Annotated in this window: 15 protein-coding genes; 3 read left to right on the top strand and 12 right to left on the bottom strand. The window is 59.4% G+C overall.

All coding sequences use genetic code 11. The features are described from left to right. Nucleotides 1-14: 14 nt before the first annotated feature. The 7 genes from PMI16_RS19065 to PMI16_RS19035 all read right to left on the bottom strand — a co-directional run bounded on the left by PMI16_RS19065 (nt 15) and on the right by PMI16_RS19035 (nt 6,934). A complete protein-coding gene (locus PMI16_RS19065) occupies nt 15-1,070 on the bottom strand; it encodes a bifunctional UDP-4-keto-pentose/UDP-xylose synthase (protein ID WP_007882548.1) in 1,056 nt (351 codons plus the stop codon). 14 nt (nt 1,071-1,084) lie between these two features. Further along, a complete protein-coding gene (locus tag PMI16_RS19060) occupies nt 1,085-2,002 on the bottom strand; it encodes a formyltransferase (protein ID WP_007882545.1) in 918 nt (305 codons plus the stop codon). Further along, complete coding sequence (locus tag PMI16_RS19055) at nt 1,999-2,955, bottom strand: glycosyltransferase (RefSeq protein ID WP_007882544.1); 957 nt, start codon at nt 2,953-2,955, stop codon at nt 1,999-2,001. Before PMI16_RS19055 ends, PMI16_RS19060 begins: the two co-directional genes overlap by 4 nt. Nucleotides 2,956-3,091: 136 nt before the next feature. Then, nucleotides 3,092-4,213 carry a DegT/DnrJ/EryC1/StrS family aminotransferase gene (locus PMI16_RS19050; RefSeq protein ID WP_007882543.1) on the bottom strand — a complete coding sequence of 374 codons (1,122 nt, stop codon included), beginning with the start codon at nt 4,211-4,213 and terminating at the stop codon, nt 3,092-3,094. Between the two features lie 148 nt (nt 4,214-4,361). Continuing rightward, nucleotides 4,362-4,733, bottom strand: a complete 372-nt coding sequence (locus PMI16_RS19045) for an EamA family transporter (protein WP_007882542.1) — start codon at nt 4,731-4,733, stop codon at nt 4,362-4,364. A 15-nt stretch (nt 4,734-4,748) separates the two neighbouring features. Then, on the bottom strand, nt 4,749-6,476 hold the full coding sequence (locus PMI16_RS19040) for a glycosyltransferase family 39 protein (RefSeq protein WP_007882541.1): 1,728 nt from the start codon (nt 6,474-6,476) through the stop codon (nt 4,749-4,751). Nucleotides 6,477-6,559: 83 nt separating this feature from the next. Beyond that, on the bottom strand, nt 6,560-6,934 hold the full coding sequence (locus PMI16_RS19035; RefSeq protein ID WP_007882540.1) for an Mth938-like domain-containing protein: 375 nt from the start codon (nt 6,932-6,934) through the stop codon (nt 6,560-6,562). 200 nt (nt 6,935-7,134) lie between these two features. Between PMI16_RS19035 and PMI16_RS19030 the strand changes: the two genes are divergently transcribed. Next, a complete protein-coding gene (locus tag PMI16_RS19030) occupies nt 7,135-8,364 on the top strand; it encodes a pyridoxal phosphate-dependent aminotransferase (protein ID WP_007882539.1) in 1,230 nt (409 codons plus the stop codon). A 94-nt stretch (nt 8,365-8,458) separates the two neighbouring features. Beyond that, nucleotides 8,459-9,769 (top strand): homoserine dehydrogenase, encoded by a 1,311-nt coding sequence (locus tag PMI16_RS19025; RefSeq protein WP_034381354.1) that lies wholly within the window; start codon nt 8,459-8,461, stop codon nt 9,767-9,769. A gap of 165 nt (nt 9,770-9,934) precedes the next feature. On the opposite strand, the gene PMI16_RS19020 is transcribed toward PMI16_RS19025, so the two are convergent. From PMI16_RS19020 to PMI16_RS19000, 5 genes are all read right to left on the bottom strand, one after another. Continuing rightward, nucleotides 9,935-10,357: a surface-adhesin E family protein gene (locus PMI16_RS19020; RefSeq protein WP_157212708.1), complete on the bottom strand. Its 423-nt coding sequence runs from the start codon at nt 10,355-10,357 to the stop codon at nt 9,935-9,937. Between the two features lie 248 nt (nt 10,358-10,605). Next, nucleotides 10,606-11,457 carry a hypothetical protein gene (locus PMI16_RS19015; RefSeq protein ID WP_007882536.1) on the bottom strand — a complete coding sequence of 284 codons (852 nt, stop codon included), beginning with the start codon at nt 11,455-11,457 and terminating at the stop codon, nt 10,606-10,608. 39 nt (nt 11,458-11,496) lie between these two features. Beyond that, nucleotides 11,497-12,096 (bottom strand): penicillin-binding protein activator LpoB, encoded by a 600-nt coding sequence (gene lpoB / locus PMI16_RS19010; RefSeq protein ID WP_007882535.1) that lies wholly within the window; start codon nt 12,094-12,096, stop codon nt 11,497-11,499. An 87-nt stretch (nt 12,097-12,183) separates the two neighbouring features. Continuing rightward, nucleotides 12,184-12,606: a YcfL family protein gene (locus PMI16_RS19005; protein ID WP_007882532.1), complete on the bottom strand. Its 423-nt coding sequence runs from the start codon at nt 12,604-12,606 to the stop codon at nt 12,184-12,186. Nucleotides 12,607-12,664: 58 nt separating this feature from the next. Next, a complete protein-coding gene (locus PMI16_RS19000; RefSeq protein WP_007882531.1) occupies nt 12,665-14,305 on the bottom strand; it encodes a COG3014 family protein in 1,641 nt (546 codons plus the stop codon). Between the two features lie 179 nt (nt 14,306-14,484). Here PMI16_RS19000 and PMI16_RS18995 point away from each other — a divergent pair. Beyond that, the coding region (locus PMI16_RS18995) for a hypothetical protein (RefSeq protein ID WP_007882529.1) at nt 14,485-14,891 on the top strand (407 nt) is incomplete at its 3' end.

Here is a 14,891-nt window from a genome sequence, read left to right as displayed (position 1 = left end):
AACCGTCGGGATGCTTAGTCGACCAGCGCGCGTGCTTCGGCCACCTGACCGCGGTAAGCGTCGAAAATATTGCGCAGGGTGTCGGCCATGGTGAAGGTCGGCTTCCAGTTCAGTTCTTCGCAGGTGTTGGTGATCTTCGGCACGCGGTTCTGCACGTCCTGATAGCCCTTGCCGTAGTAGGCGGCGGAAGTGGTTTCCACCAGTTTCACCTGCTTGGCGGAATCGGCGTATTCAGGATATTCGGCTGCCAGCTTCAACATCATGCCGGCCAGATCCTTGATCGAATAGTTGTTGGTCGGGTTGCCGATGTTGTAGATCTTGCCGGTGGCGACGCCGCCTTCGTTGGCGATGATCTTCATCAGGGCATCGATGCCGTCGTCGATGTAAGTGAAGGCGCGTTTTTGCTGACCGCCGTCAACCAGCGAGATGTTTTCGCCGCGCACGATGTGGCCGAAGAATTGCGTCACGACGCGCGAACTGCCTTCCTTCGGCGTATGGATCGAATCCAGGCCGGCGCCGATCCAGTTGAACGGACGGAACAGGGTGAAGTTCAGGTTGTCTTCCATGCCGTAGCCCCAGATCACGCGATCCATCAACTGCTTGGAGCAGGAGTAGATCCAGCGCGGCTTGTTGATCGGGCCGCAGATCAGTTCGGACTCTTCGGAATCGAATTCGTCGTCGTGGCACATGCCATAGACTTCCGACGTCGACGGGAACACCAGGTGCTTGCCGTACTTGGCGGCTGCACGCACGATCGGCAGGTTGGCTTCGAAGTCCAGTTCGAACACGCGCAGCGGCTTGTTGACGTAAGTCGACGGCGTCGCGATCGCCACCAGCGGCAGGATGACGTCGCATTTCTTGACGTGGTATTCGACCCATTCCTTGTTGATCGTGATGTCGCCTTCGAAGAAGTGCATGCGCGACTTGTACGCCTCGTTTTCCAGAATGTCGGTGATGCGGTCGGTCATCATGTCCATGCCATAGACGTGCCAGTCTGTGGTTTCCAGAATGCGCTTGGACAAGTGGTGGCCGATGAAGCCGTTGACGCCGAGGATTAGGACTTTTTTCATAATAAGGGGATGGCTTACACGGCCATGTATTTCAGATAATTGTTAAGAGAGACATCCTGATCGTTGATCTGGATGCCCAGGATTTGCAGGTAGTTGCCGTCGCCGCAGCGAGCATAGAGGCGGCCGCCTTCAAAGAACTTGTCTTGCGCGCCGTGCGATCTTTCCAGCGTCGGACGGGCGGAGGCCGGAACCATCCGCGTTCTCACCAGCGTGATTTTATCACCTGAGATTTCTTCGAAGGCGCCGGGATAGGGGGGGGCGACGGTGCGGACCAGATTATGCACGTGTTGCGCCGGCTTTTTCCAGTCGATACGGCCATCTTCCGGCTTGCGGCCGCCGAAGTAACTGCCCTTGGTCAGATCGTTGGGCAGCTTGGGCGTGCGGCCGGCCAGCATCAGCGGCAGCACGCGCCACAAGGTTTGCTCGGCGGCAACCACCACCTTGCCGAACACTTCGAACGCGGTGTCGTCCGGCAGGATAGGGACGGCGGTCTGGGCGACGATGGCGCCGGCATCCGGCTTGGCGGCCATTTCATGCAAGGTGGCGCCGGTTTCGGTTTCGCCGTGCAGCACAGCCCAGTTGATCGGCACGCGACCGCGGTATTTCGGCAGCAACGAACCGTGCATGTTGTAGGCGCCGTGCTTGGCCAGCGCCAGCAGGTTCACCGGCAGCATGTGGCGGTAGTAGAAGCTGAAAATGAAGTCCGGTTGCGCCGCCTGGACTTGCGTCAGCAACTGCGGCGATTTCGGATCTTCCGGCGTGATGTAGGGGATGCCGTATTCGCGGCAGACGCCGGCAACCGAGCTGAACCAGATGTTTTCGGTCGGGCTGTCTTCATGCGTGACCACCAGCGACACGCGTACACCGCGCGCCAGCAGCACCTTCAGGCAGCGCACGCCGACATCGTGATAGGCAAAGACGACGGCGTTCATGAGCTTTGCTTGCCCTCGTCGGAGGATTGCTCAAGGATCGCCTGCACCACATAGCGTGGACGCGCACGCACCTGCAGGTAGATGCGGCCGATGTATTCGCCCAAGAGGCCGATGCCGAACAGGATCACGCCGATCAGGAAGAACGTGATGGCGAACAGCGTAAATACGCCTTGCACTTCGGCGCCGAGGATGAAGCGGCGGATCACCATCAGGATGAACAGCGCCGCCGACGCGAACGACAGGCCGATGCCCAGCAGCGAGAAGAATTGCAGCGGCACCAGCGAAAAGCCGGTGACCAGGTCGAAGTTGAGGCGGATCAGGCTGTATAGCGAATATTTGGATTCGCCGGCCGCGCGTTCTTCGTGCTCGACGATGATTTCCGTCGGTTTGCGCGCAAATGTATACGCCAGCGCCGGCACGAAAGTGTTGACTTCGCGGCATTGGTTGACGAGGTCGATCACGTTGCGGCTGTAGGCGCGCAGCATGTTGCCCTGGTCGGTCATCTTAATGTGCGTGATTTTTTCGCGCAGGCGGTTCATGGCTTTGGAAGCCCAGGTGCGCCATGCCGAATCCTGGCGCTGGCGGCGGATCGAGCCGACGTAGTCGTAGCCTTCGCGCATCTTGGCGACCAGGTTGCCGATTTCTTCGGGCGGGTTTTGCAGGTCGGCGTCGAGCGTGATGACGATCTCGCCGCGCGTGGCTTCGAAGCCGGCCAGGATGGCCATGTGCTGGCCGTAATTGCCGTTGAAGAGTACAACGCGCGTCACGTCCGGGCGGGCGCGATATTGTTCGGCCAGAATGGCGGCCGATTTGTCGCGGCTGCCGTCGTTGACGTAAATGATTTCATACGCGATACCCAGCGCGTCCAGTGCCGGATAGAGGCGCGCGAACAACTGGGCAAGGCCGGATTCCTCGTTGTACACGGGGATGACGATGGAAAGTTCTGGTTTCATCAAAGCCTGATAATGAAAAATTGCTGTACTGAAAGCGATAATGTAATACATGCAAGCCGCATACCATCCACGGGCTGGCGGCTTGTCGCGGCGATCAGTCCGAATATTGCTTTTCGGACATGCTTATGCCGTCAAATTATGCGAGCACGGATTTTACCGCGCCGACTGCGCGTTCGACATCTTCTTTACTCATCGCAGTAAACATCGGAAGGGACACGATCAGGCGGCCGACGCGTTCGGCAATCGGGAACATGCCTTCCCTGAAGCCGCGGTCGCGGTATAGCTTGAGCAGATGGATAGGCGGATAGTGATAGCCGATGCCGATCTGGCGCTCCATCATTTTTTCCATGAAAGCAGCGCGGGTGATGCGTTCCGGCAGCACCAGCTGGAACATGTGCCAGTTGCTGTTCTCGAAGTCGGCGACCGGCAGTTGGGCGCCGGTCTGCGCTTCGAAGTCCGGACCGAACATCTCGAAATAGTGTTGCGCCAGGCCGCGGCGTTTTTCCGTGATGGCGTCGATATGCGCGAACTGGCCGAGGCCGATGGCGGCGGCGACGTCGGTCATGTTGAATTTGCTGCCCAACACGTCGACTTCCAGACCGTCGAAGCCGCTGCGGGTCACGCCTTGCAGGCGATATTTTTCGGCCAGGCGCGCTTCGTCGGCATTGTTGACGACCAGGCAACCGCCTTCGGAGCTGGTGACATTTTTGTTGGCCTGGAAGCTGAACGAGACGAAATCGCCAAACGCGCCGATACGCTTGCCTTTCCAGGTCGAACCCAGCGCCTGTGCGGCGTCTTCGATGACGCGCAGATTGTGCTTTTTTGCGATCGCATACAGGCGGTCCATGTCGACCGGCAGGCCGGACAGGTAGACCGGGATCACGGCCTTGGTGCGTGGCGTGATGGCGGCTTCCAGCTTGTCGAGATCGATGTTGCGCGTGATCGGATCGATATCCGCGAAGACAGGCGTGGCGCCGGTTTCGATGATCACGTTGGCCGTTGCTACCCAGGAAATCGGTGTGGTGATGACCTCGTCGCCCGCGCCGATGCCGGCGATGCGCAAGGCGATTTCCATGGTGCAGGTGCCGGAATTGAAGGTGCGCACGATGCGGCCGTCCAGATAGTCGGACAAGGCTTTTTCGAACGCCTGTACCTTGGGGCCGCTGGTGATCCAGCCGGAGCGCAGCACGTCGCCGACGGCGGCGATCGTGGCTTCATCGATGGTCGGTTTGGAAAACGGTAAAAACGACTGGGTCATGGAATGCTCGCAATGAATCGGATAAAAGTTGGAGAAGACGCGTATCCGGGTCTGAAAATGAAATGCTGTCGCTTAGCGCGGCGTCAAGTATCTGGCATCTACATACCGGCGCGTATTGTAAATCAGCCAATTCGCGCACGTCAGCAAATTAGCTTCGGGTCAACAAGATGACGCCGACAATGATGACACCGATCGCTAGCAAGCGCTGCGCCGACACGGCCTCGCCGAGGAAATACCAGGCGCCGACGGCATTGATGATATAGCCCAGCGAAAGCAAAGGATAAGCCACGGTCACGTCCACGCGCGACAGGCCGATGATCCACACGCCGACCGAAATGACATAGCAGGTCAGACCGCCGATGATCGGCAATTGCGTCGCCAGCTTGATGCCGGTCGAGAACCAGTTCTCGGCGGTCAGGTGGATGGCGCCGACGGCGTTGGTGCCGGCCTTGAGCAACAGCTGGGCGACGGCGTTGAGGCAGATGCCGACGAAAATGAAGCCGAACGTAGCGAGATTCATGGTGTTGCTTTCTTCTTATTTATTGCCGGCTGCGCCGGCATTGGTGCTGCCTGCGTTGTCAGGGTTATTGGCGACGATCACGCGGCGCGGATCCTGGCCGATCAGGCGCATCGGGATGCCGCGCTGCTTCAGGTCGGCATAGATGGCGGGATCCATGATCGCGATGTCCTTCTTGCCGGCGGTGTGGTCGGCCGCCCATTGGGCGACGAAGGCATCGACGGTCGGCAGCCACAGCTGGGGTTCCTGTTTCAAACCGAATTCCATTTCATCGGCGTGGCGCACCAGCGTCATCGTGCGCTGGAGATAGAAGGGCAGCGCCTGCTCGTAGCGGCCGACCAGATACATCGGCGTCTCCGGCGTCAGTTCCGCCTGCAGCGCCGGCACGTAGTCGACGCCGGCCGAATAGCGGCCTTGCGGTTCATGGCCCAGCATCAGCAACTGGCCGCTGATGAAGGCGCCGGCCGCCAGGCAGACCATGGCCAGGTCCTTGTTGCTGCGCGCAAAACGGATCGCCAGCACCGCGCCGATGAAGGCGACGATGGTCGCGGCATAAATCCACGGTACGTGCGCGGTCACCAGCGGCAGCGAATAGGCATCCTTGGCCAGCGACGGCACGCGCGGGATGAAGGCCATGGCAATCGCGCAGGGCACGGCCACGATCGATGCCGACAGCACGATGGCCTTGAACGTCGCGCGTTCCACATAACAGGCGATCAGCAGCGCCAGCGTGGGGAAGATCGGCAGGATGTAAGACGGCAGCTTCGAGCTGGAAATGCTGAAGAACACGAAGATGAACACCGACCAGATCAGCAGCATCTTGCGCGGCTGGAACTTGCCGCTCGACAGGCTGTTGAAGCTGCTGCCGCTGTGTTCTTCGCGCGCGCCGGTCAGCAGGCTCTGCACGAACACGCCCAGCCACGGAATGATGCCCAACAGCAGGATGGGAATGAAGTAATACCACGGCCCGGTGCGGCTATGGATCTTGGTCGTGAAGCGCTGGAAGTGCTCGTGAATGAAGAAAAATTGCGGAAATTCGGGATTCTTCATCGACACCAGCACAAACCACGGCGTGCAGATGGCGAAGAACAGAATCAGCCCCTTGACCAGGTGCAGGCGTTTCCAGATCGCCCAGTCGCGCGAAAACAGCGTGTACAGCACCAGCGCCGCGCCCGGCAAGACGATCCCGATCAATCCCTTCGACAGCACGGCCAGCGCCATGCCGGCCCAGCACAGCAGCATCCAGTTGCGCTGTTCGTCGCGGTTGGCGTCGTTGCGCTGCGCCAGCAGCAGGGCGCAGATGCTCAGCGTCATCATCGCTGCCAGGCCCATGTCGAGCGTGTTGATGTGACCCATGCCGGCCCAGAACAGGCTCGAGCCCAGCACCAGCGGCGCATAGAAACCGACGCGTTCGTTGAACACGCGACGGCCGGTGTAAGCCACCAGGCCGATGCCGAACAGGCCGCACAGGCCGGTCCACAGACGCGCCTGCCATTCGCCGAGTCCGAACAGTTCGAAGGTGACGGCGTTCATCCAGGTTTGCAGCGGCGGTTTTTCGAAGTACTTGATGCCGTTCAGGCGGGTGGTGATCCAGTCTTGCGTCGCTACCATCTCGCGCGCCATTTCGGCGTAACGGCCTTCATCGGTCGGCACCAGGGTGCGCGCGCCCAGCATGTAAAACCAGACCAGCAGGAAGAGGATGAGCAGCGTCCAGACGAACGCCTTGGATTTATACAGTTCGCGCATCAGGCGAGGTCCTTAGGGTAAATGAGTCGTGCCAACAAGCGGTGTAAAGCGACATCTTCGGGTAGTGCGATGCCGGTGCGGATTCAGTGTTCAATGATCAGCGCCAGCGCAACTTTACGGCCTTCCGCCATCAGAATGTTGTAGGTCCGGCATGCCGCCTGATTGTCCATGCATTCCACGCCGATGCGGCGCGATGTCAGGGAGGCGGTCAGTTTGGGATGCACGAAGCGTTGGCGCCGTCCGGTGCCGAGGATCACCACATCCGGCCCGGTCGCGTCGATCTGTTCGAAATGCCCGGCGGTCAGCTGGTCGAACGACGCTACCGGCCAGACCGCCGGAGGTGTTTCCGGCAAGACAAGCAAACTGTGATCGAAGCGGGTGGCGTTGATTTCGACGCCGCTGTCGTCATAGGACGTGACGGTCTGGTATTGCTGGGTTTCTGTGGAATGGAGCTTCATGGCGCGCAGTGTCGAATTGCCGTTCGCGACAGCGCGGTCAGGCAAATTTCGGCAATAAGGTCTTAAAGTGCTGCATTGTAGCGTTTTCCTGTTCCGGACTCTGTTTTATTCATTGATAAAATGAAGGGCTTTCGGCAAAATGGCCGGTTCCGGCGGCTCGGCCGGGCCGGCCTGATTGGCTCATTCTAAGGATTTGTACTGTGCGACCGATTCAAAAATCGAAAAAACTGGCGGATGTCTGTTACGACATCCGTGGACCCGTGCTGGAAAAAGCGCGCCAGATGGAGGAAGAAGGTCACAAGATCATCAAACTGAACATCGGCAACCTGGCCGCCTTCGGTTTCGATGCGCCGGACGAAATCGTGCAGGACATGATCCGCAACATGGGCAACGCCTCGGGTTATACCGATTCCAAGGGGCTGTTCGCGCCGCGCAAATCGGTCATGCATTACACCCAGCAAAAGAACATCCAGGGCGTCGCCATCGACGACATCTACCTCGGCAACGGCGCTTCCGAGCTGATCGTCATGAGCGTCAACGCCTTGCTCAACACCGGCGACGAAGTGCTGGTGCCGTCGCCCGACTATCCGCTGTGGACCGCCGCGGTCAGCCTGTCCGGCGGCACGCCCGTGCACTACGTGTGCGACGAGCAGGCCGGCTGGCAACCCGACATCGACGACATCAGGAAAAAGATCACGTCCAATACCAAGGCCATCGTCGTCATCAACCCGAACAATCCGACCGGCGCCTTGTACAGCACCGATGTGCTCAAGGAAATCGTCGAAATCGCGCGCCGGAACCAGTTGATCATCCTGGCCGACGAAATCTACGACAAGGTCTTGTACGACGGCAACACGCATACCTCGCTGGCTTCACTGGCGGACGACGTGCTGTTCATCACCTTCAACGGCCTGTCCAAAAATTATCGCTCGTGCGGCTATCGCGCCGGCTGGATGGTCGTGTCGGGCGAGAAGAAGCACGCCAAGGACTACATTGAAGGCCTCAACATGCTGGCCTCCATGCGCCTGTGCGCCAATGCGCCGGGGCAATACGCGATCCAGACCGCCCTGGGCGGCTACCAGAGCATCAACGACCTGGTCGGTCCCGCCGGGCGCCTGACCAAGCAGCGCGATCTGGCGCACAAGCTGTTGACGGACATTCCCGGCGTGACCTGCGTCAAGCCGAAGTCGGCGCTGTACATGTTCCCGCGTCTGGATCCAGCGGTGTATCCGATCAGGGACGATCAGGAGTTCGCCTACGAATTGCTGGCCGAAGAGAAGGTGCTGATCGTGCAGGGCACGGGTTTCAATTGCCCGACGCCGGATCACTTCCGCGTGGTGTTCCTGCCCAACACCGACGACCTTGCCGAATCGATGGGACGCATTGCGCACTTCCTCGAAGGTTATCGCCGCCGTCACGGTACGTCCTGATTCCGGTCGGCTGGCAGTTCCGGTTTTACCGCAGTACCCGTCGTGGAATCGTCATGACGGCATTTTTAGTATGTTTATCAACCACGAAGACAATATGAAATCCATCAAAGTAGGTTTGCTCGGCATCGGCACCGTGGGTTCCGGTACTTTCAATGTATTGAAGCGCAATCAGGAAGAAATTGCGCGGCGCGCCGGACGCGGCATTGAAATTACCATGGTGGCCGATCTGAACACGGAGCGCGCCACCGAGCTGACCAATGGACAAGTCAAGGTGGTGAACGACGCCAATCTGGTCGTCAACGATCCGGACATCGATATCGTCATCGAACTGATCGGCGGCTACGGCCTCGCCAAGGATCTGGTCCTGAAGGCGATCGCCAACGGCAAGCACGTGGTCACCGCCAACAAGGCGCTGATTGCCACGCACGGCAACGAGATCTTCAAGGCCGCGCAGGAGAAGGGCGTCATGGTCGCGTTCGAAGCGGCGGTGGCCGGCGGCATCCCCATCATCAAGGCGCTGCGCGAAGGCCTCACCGCCAACCGCATCCAGTGGATCGCCGGCATCATCAACGGCACCACCAACTTCATCCTGTCCGAGATGCGCGACAAGGGCCTGGACTTCGACGTCGTGCTCAAGGAAGCGCAACGCCTGGGTTATGCGGAAGCCGATCCGACCTTCGACATCGAAGGCGTCGATGCGGCCCACAAGCTGACCATCATGGCCTCGATCGCTTTCGGCATCCCGGTGCAGTTCGACAAGGCGCACGTGGAAGGCATCACCAAGCTGCAGGCCACCGACATCCGCTATGCGGAACAACTGGGCTACCGCATCAAGCTGCTGGGCATCACGCGCCAGACCGCCAAGGGCATCGAGCTGCGCGTGCACCCGACGCTGATTCCGACCGGCCGCCTGATCGCCAACGTCGAAGGCGCGATGAACGCCGTGATGGTGCGCGGCGACGCCGTGGGCGAGACGCTGTACTACGGCAAGGGCGCCGGTTCCGAGCCGACCGCTTCGGCCGTGATCGCCGATCTGGTCGACATCACGCGCCTGGCGACGGCCGATCCGGAGCACCGTGTGCCTTACCTGGCGTTCCAGCCGAACGCCATGGCCGACACGCCGGTCCTGAGCATGCAGGACGTCACCACCAGCTACTACCTGCGCATGCGCGTGGCCGACAAGCCGGGCGTGCTGGCCGACGTCACGCGCATCCTGGCGGACTCGTCGATTTCGATCGACGCCATGCTGCAGAAGGAGCCGGCCGAAGGCGAACAGCAGACCGACATCATCATGCTCACGCACCAGACCCAGGAGCGCAACATCGAGGCCGCCATCGCCAAGATCGAAGCGCTGTCGACCGTCATGGGCAGCGTCATGAAGATTCGCCTGGAAGAGTTGAGCTGATCCGGCTGTTGCAGGGAGAAATAAAAAAGGGAGTCTGCGGACTCCCTTTTTTCATCTTCGATTTTTGTGCGATCGGGCCGGCTCTTCAGCTGCGCCGAGAAAATGCAAATAAAAACGGGTGCCGCATGCACCCGTTTTTATTGAAGGCCGGCATCAGCCGAAGCTTTATTTTTTCGCAGCCGGAATTTCGTAGCCGCACACCAATTGCACCATCGCATCGGCGACGGACAGCGGCTTGGGTTTGGTGAATTGCATGTTCTTCAGTGCATCGGAATGATCGCGGCTGGCGCCCTTGCCGTCGTTTTCGGCGTAGATGATTTCTTTGGTCAGCTTCAGCGATTGATCCTTGCAGTTGTACTGATGCATGTCCTTGTAGGATTTCAGCGTCGGAAACGAGCTGTCGTTGTTGTTGCGCGCCTCCTTGAAATTCCACAACGACCAGGCTTCGCGGATGCCCTTGTTTTCCTTGATGGAGTCGACATCGATCGACAGTTCTGCGGTGTCGGAGCCGCCAACGTTTTGCCAGGTCTCCGCATGTACTGCACCGGCGCTGATCAGGCACAACATCAAAATCCATTTTTTCATCATGTATCCATTTCTGTTCAGAGTGGAGCGCGTGCATGGCAGTGGCCGCCGGCGATCCGTGAGTGAATATGCAGAGAAAACCGCGCTTGCATACGCTTCAGGGCAGTCAGCATAGCGCGCCGGACGGTTGCTTACAACCCCGGTAACGTTTTATTTCACTTCGTCAGGAAGGAGAAAGAGAGCGGGCGAGGGCGCGGGACGCGCTGCAGGAAGGAGGGCCGGCGCGGCGGATTGCGCGCCGGTCAGCTACATCATTTGAAGATCACGGTCTTCTGTTCTTGCACGGTTTCCGACTGGCGCTCAATGCGGCGCGAGCTGCGGGTGGATGCCGCCGGATTGAACTGCGCCTCCATCTCGGCTGCGACCGCGTCACCCAGCGAACGCGACACTTCTTGCATCACCTTGCTCTTGTTGAGCGCGATGACCGTGCCGGCTGCATTGGCCAGGCGGGTGTCGGAACCTTCGCCCATGGCCGAGAAGGCCGCCTTGATTTCATAGGTCCTGGTATTGATCAGCGAAAACTCGCCCACCAGTTCCAGCGCCAGCGAGAACGAGACGGCATTGGAACCCTGGATGGGATTGCTCTCCTGGCGGAAGTCGATGTTGTTGATCGTGCCGAACAACACGTAATCCGCACCGGGGTAATAACCCTTCTTGATGCGGTCGATGATGTCGTACAGCTTCTCGGTGTTTTGCTGTGTCCATGGCTTGCCCTGCACCAGGCGATAGGCGCCGGACTTCAGCAACTCGCCCTTGATGTCCGCAGTGAACTTGCGCAGTTCGCCGCGGCTGATCATAGTGATCGACCCGGACGCAGCGATCACCGAGCTTTCGCCGCGACTGGAGGCGCGCTCTGACGACGAGCCCGAGGAGCTCAGGTTGGAGTCGCGCGAGCGTTCGCTGGCGGAGTAGCTGTTGTTGTGCTTTTCGCGCGCTTCGAAGTATTGAAAATACTCTTTCACCTTCTCTTCGTACGACAAGTCGGTGACGGCAATCTTGGGCAGGTTCTGTGCATGCAATGCAGGCGCTGCAACGGTCAGCGACAGGGCGGCGAGCATGGCCGCGAGCAGCGCTTTGAACATCTTGGATGGCGATGTCGGCATGATGAAATTCTTTCTATAGGCGTGATGGCCGGCGAATGATCAACGCTTGGAAGTCTTGCGGATTTCCTTCTCGTCAGCCCATTCGATCGTGCCCGATTCGATGTTGGTCATGATCAGGCTGAATTTGTAGTACACGTCCTTCATGTCGTTGTTGCGCTTGACGATGGAAGTGATGTTGCCTTCGATGCGGAACTGGGCGCCTTCCATCTTGCCGACTTTGGCCGCGGCGGATTTCTTGTACATGCCGCTGTTGTTCTGGCGGACCAGTTCGTCGGTCTGGTTCTGCATGCCGGCGATGTCGGTGGCGAAGCGCATGGTGCCGCCCTTGAGCAGTTGCACGCGGATCGAGTCGGTGATCGAACGCGTATCGATGTATTCGCTGGTCTTGTTCTTGACGTCGGCGATGGTCACCAGCGGCTTGCTCTTGTAGCCGGCGGCCGATTGGCCGAGCGAACGCGCCATCGACTCAGCGATGGTTTGCAGGTCGGTCGAACCGAATTCGTTGGTGACTTGCTCGACTGCCTTGGCGTCGCCGTACTGCACGTTGCCGCCGACGGTCGGGGTGCCGGTTTGCGCACAGCCGAACATCAGGGCGGAGATGGCGGCCAGGGTGGTGTAGCGGAGTGTGTTGTTCATCATGGAAATATCCTCGTTGATTCTTGCAATGATTTCGTTTATCGATGCGCTAATGCGTACTTGGCAACGCATGCATGGCGCCAAGCCGTTTTAGCGGCCCATATAAGGGGCGTCGCTGGTCGACAACGACTTGTTGATCGTGGCGCTGAACTGGATCGTGAAATCGCGCGCCTTGGTGGTCGGCGAGACGATCTGCAGCGTCAGCTTTTGCTCGCCGTTGATCAGCAAAGGTTTCCACGGTTCGTCGTCCCAGACCTGGAAGCCGGTTTCGTCCATCCATTTGACGCGGTAGTAAGCCGTGTGCGGTCGATTGTCGCGATTGGTGACCTCGGCCTGGACATTCAGCAGGCCGTTCTGGTCGCGCATGCGCAGGCCGGTGAATTCCAGCGAGGCCGGTGCGCCCAGCAGTTCGATTTTGGAGGCGATGGTTTGCGCCTGTGCCGGTGCAGCCGGCATGCCCAAGGCGAGTGCGGACGCCAGCGCGCCTGCAATGACGGCGGTATTGATCTTCATGTTGTTGACTGCTCCCTGTTATCCCAGACTGCTTGTTCTTGTTGCCGTATTGGACGCATCACGGTGCGGTGACGCTGGCCGATACCGGCACGATGGCTTTTTTCTTGCTGTTGGCGACGGTGGCGGTTTTATCCGCGGTGTTGTTTGTCGCACCGGCAGCAGCGGCAGTTGCATTCGCATTCGTTGATGCATTTGCAGCTGTCTTTTTTGCTTTTCCCTTGGCGGCGGTCTTGGCTGGTGGAATCGGTTTGTCCGGTGCCGCCATCGCCAATGCTGCCTGCTCCGCATTATAGGGTGTCTGCGCCAGATAAAGCGAGGGGCCGGAGGTGCGCAAGGCCACCAATGCGTATGCGCCCGAGACGCCTACTTCGCGCAGCTGGGGACCGGTTGCGGTCGGCAGCAGGATCTTGTGCATGCCCGGCGACAGCTTGACGCGGGCGACCGAGAAGAAGCCGGGCAAGGTGCGCCAGGTGCGTTCGTCGGCCACTTCGCTGACGACGGTGCCGACCTTGGCGGCGATGCTCAGCAGCGAGCCGAAGGCGCCCATCGAGCCGGCGTTGTCGTCGATGGCCTTTTGCGCCACGCCCTTGGTGATGGCACGAATCGACGAGCGCGCGATGATGCCGGGCATTTCATCCGACAGCGCGCGGCGGGCCATCTGGTCGACGCTGGTCAGCAGCGAAACGGGCACCGGCTTTTCATCCACCGTGATGCTGGCCGGGACGACGGAATTGTCGGCGGCGCGGATCACCGGCCAGGAGATCGGCGTGGCGATCAGGCTGATGCCGCTGCGACCCGGAATCGGCAGAATGATCGGCAAGGTCATTGAACTGATGGCCGGCGCGCTGCCGGATTCGATGACGATCAGCGTGTCGACCAGTTTCGGCGAACGTGTGCGTACGCGGCCGTCCAGGCCTTTGAGGCCGTCTTCCAGCAAGGCCTGGCCAGGACGCATTTCGATTGCCTTGCGGTAACCGGCGGCGGCCAGCGAGGGTTCGCCCAGCCCTTCGTACACGAAGCCCGCCAGATAGTTGGCGAAGGCCGATTCATACGAGTTCTTCAATGCGCGCACGGCGGGATCTTCCAGCGTTTCCACAGGATAGCCGTTGAGTTCCTTGAACGAGGTCGTCTTCAGGCCTTTCGATTCTGCGCTGCTCTTGGCGGCGTCGAGTTCCTTGCTGCGGAAATTGGAAATGATGGCTTCGCGCTCATGCATTTTCTTGATCTCGGTGCGCGCCGAATCCCAGTCGCCGATGGCCAGATGGTCCAGCGCCAGTCGCAAATTGATGAAGACCTTCTCATAGTCGCGGCCATCGTAGCGGCGCGTGGTGTCGTTCAAGAGCAAGGAGCCGACGTCGCCCAATAGTTTGGAGGGATCGGTCTTGACCTGATCTTCCCAGCCGCGCACTTTTTCGTCTGCAGCCAGCCAGCTTTCCTTGCTGCTTTCATAGGAACCCTTCATGCGCAGCAACTCGCCTTTCTCCATGAAATAGAGCAGGTCTTTGTCTTTGTCCGGATTTTGCTGTTCCAGCGCTTGCAGAGCCAGTTCCGCATTGCCGGATTTCATGGCGTCGACTGTCGTGGTCGCTTTGCGATCGTAGCCTTGCGTGGCGCAGCCGGCCACCAATGCTGCCAGGCAAGCGCTGCTGCCGATGGTTTTTCCGAGCCGTTTGATGACGGATTTGTTGTGTTCGAGCATTTTTTATCCTCCCCAGGATGCAGGCGCTGCCGAAAGATGCCAGCAGGCATTTTTTTGTTGCATCCATTGTAAAGATTGCCGGCGAAAAAAACCTCATCTGTTTGAATGAGGACGGTAAATGTTCTATGCTCAGGCGCAGGGAAAGTCGCACCAAAAAAAATAGAGCGATAGGGGGTCACATGACAATGGGGAACAGCGGGGGAAACAGTGCAGGAAACCGCGCGGAAAGCCCGGAGCAACGCTTCGGGCAACTGATCGAGCTGATCTACGACTCGGTGCAGGACCCGAATCAGATTGCGCCGGTGATGGAAATGATGTGCCGCGAACTGGGCGCCATGGCAGGGCACTACGTCCAGATGGATATGCAGAGCCGCGAAGTCATTGCCTCTTGCGTGAGCAACAACGACTACCAGGCGGGCGATTTCGAATACAAGGAATACTACAGCCAGGTCGACGACCGGCTGGGCTGGCTGGCGACCGGAAACGTCGGTGAATGGCGCGCGGATCATCAGCGTTTCGATGAACGCTTCGTGCGCAAAAGCGAGATCTACAACGATTTCCTGTTCAAATACGGCGGCCGCCACAT

This window comes from Herbaspirillum sp. CF444 (assembly GCF_000282135.1).
GTDB lineage: Bacteria > Pseudomonadota > Gammaproteobacteria > Burkholderiales > Burkholderiaceae_D > Herbaspirillum.
Note: the sequence above shows the minus strand (reverse complement) of the source record. Positions and strands in the feature narration are given on the sequence as shown.

What these genes read in the sequence shown, in the direction of transcription:
- PMI16_RS19035 (WP_007882540.1), bottom strand. Translation starts at nt 6,934, where the DNA reads ATGAAGCTCCATTCCACAGAAACCCAGCAATACCAGACCGTCACGTCC.
- PMI16_RS19020 (WP_157212708.1), bottom strand. Translation starts at nt 10,357, where the DNA reads ATGATGAAAAAATGGATTTTGATGTTGTGCCTGATCAGCGCCGGTGCA.
- PMI16_RS19000 (WP_007882531.1), bottom strand. Translation starts at nt 14,305, where the DNA reads ATGCTCGAACACAACAAATCCGTCATCAAACGGCTCGGAAAAACCATC.
- PMI16_RS19040 (WP_007882541.1), bottom strand. Translation starts at nt 6,476, where the DNA reads ATGCGCGAACTGTATAAATCCAAGGCGTTCGTCTGGACGCTGCTCATC.
- PMI16_RS19065 (WP_007882548.1), bottom strand. Translation starts at nt 1,070, where the DNA reads ATGAAAAAAGTCCTAATCCTCGGCGTCAACGGCTTCATCGGCCACCAC.
- lpoB (WP_007882535.1), bottom strand. Translation starts at nt 12,096, where the DNA reads ATGATGAACAACACACTCCGCTACACCACCCTGGCCGCCATCTCCGCC.
- PMI16_RS19060 (WP_007882545.1), bottom strand. Translation starts at nt 2,002, where the DNA reads ATGAACGCCGTCGTCTTTGCCTATCACGATGTCGGCGTGCGCTGCCTG.
- PMI16_RS19055 (WP_007882544.1), bottom strand. Translation starts at nt 2,955, where the DNA reads ATGAAACCAGAACTTTCCATCGTCATCCCCGTGTACAACGAGGAATCC.
- PMI16_RS19045 (WP_007882542.1), bottom strand. Translation starts at nt 4,733, where the DNA reads ATGAATCTCGCTACGTTCGGCTTCATTTTCGTCGGCATCTGCCTCAAC.
- PMI16_RS19005 (WP_007882532.1), bottom strand. Translation starts at nt 12,606, where the DNA reads ATGAAGATCAATACCGCCGTCATTGCAGGCGCGCTGGCGTCCGCACTC.
- PMI16_RS19015 (WP_007882536.1), bottom strand. Translation starts at nt 11,457, where the DNA reads ATGCCGACATCGCCATCCAAGATGTTCAAAGCGCTGCTCGCGGCCATG.
- PMI16_RS19025 (WP_034381354.1), top strand. Translation starts at nt 8,459, where the DNA reads ATGAAATCCATCAAAGTAGGTTTGCTCGGCATCGGCACCGTGGGTTCC.
- PMI16_RS19050 (WP_007882543.1), bottom strand. Translation starts at nt 4,213, where the DNA reads ATGACCCAGTCGTTTTTACCGTTTTCCAAACCGACCATCGATGAAGCC.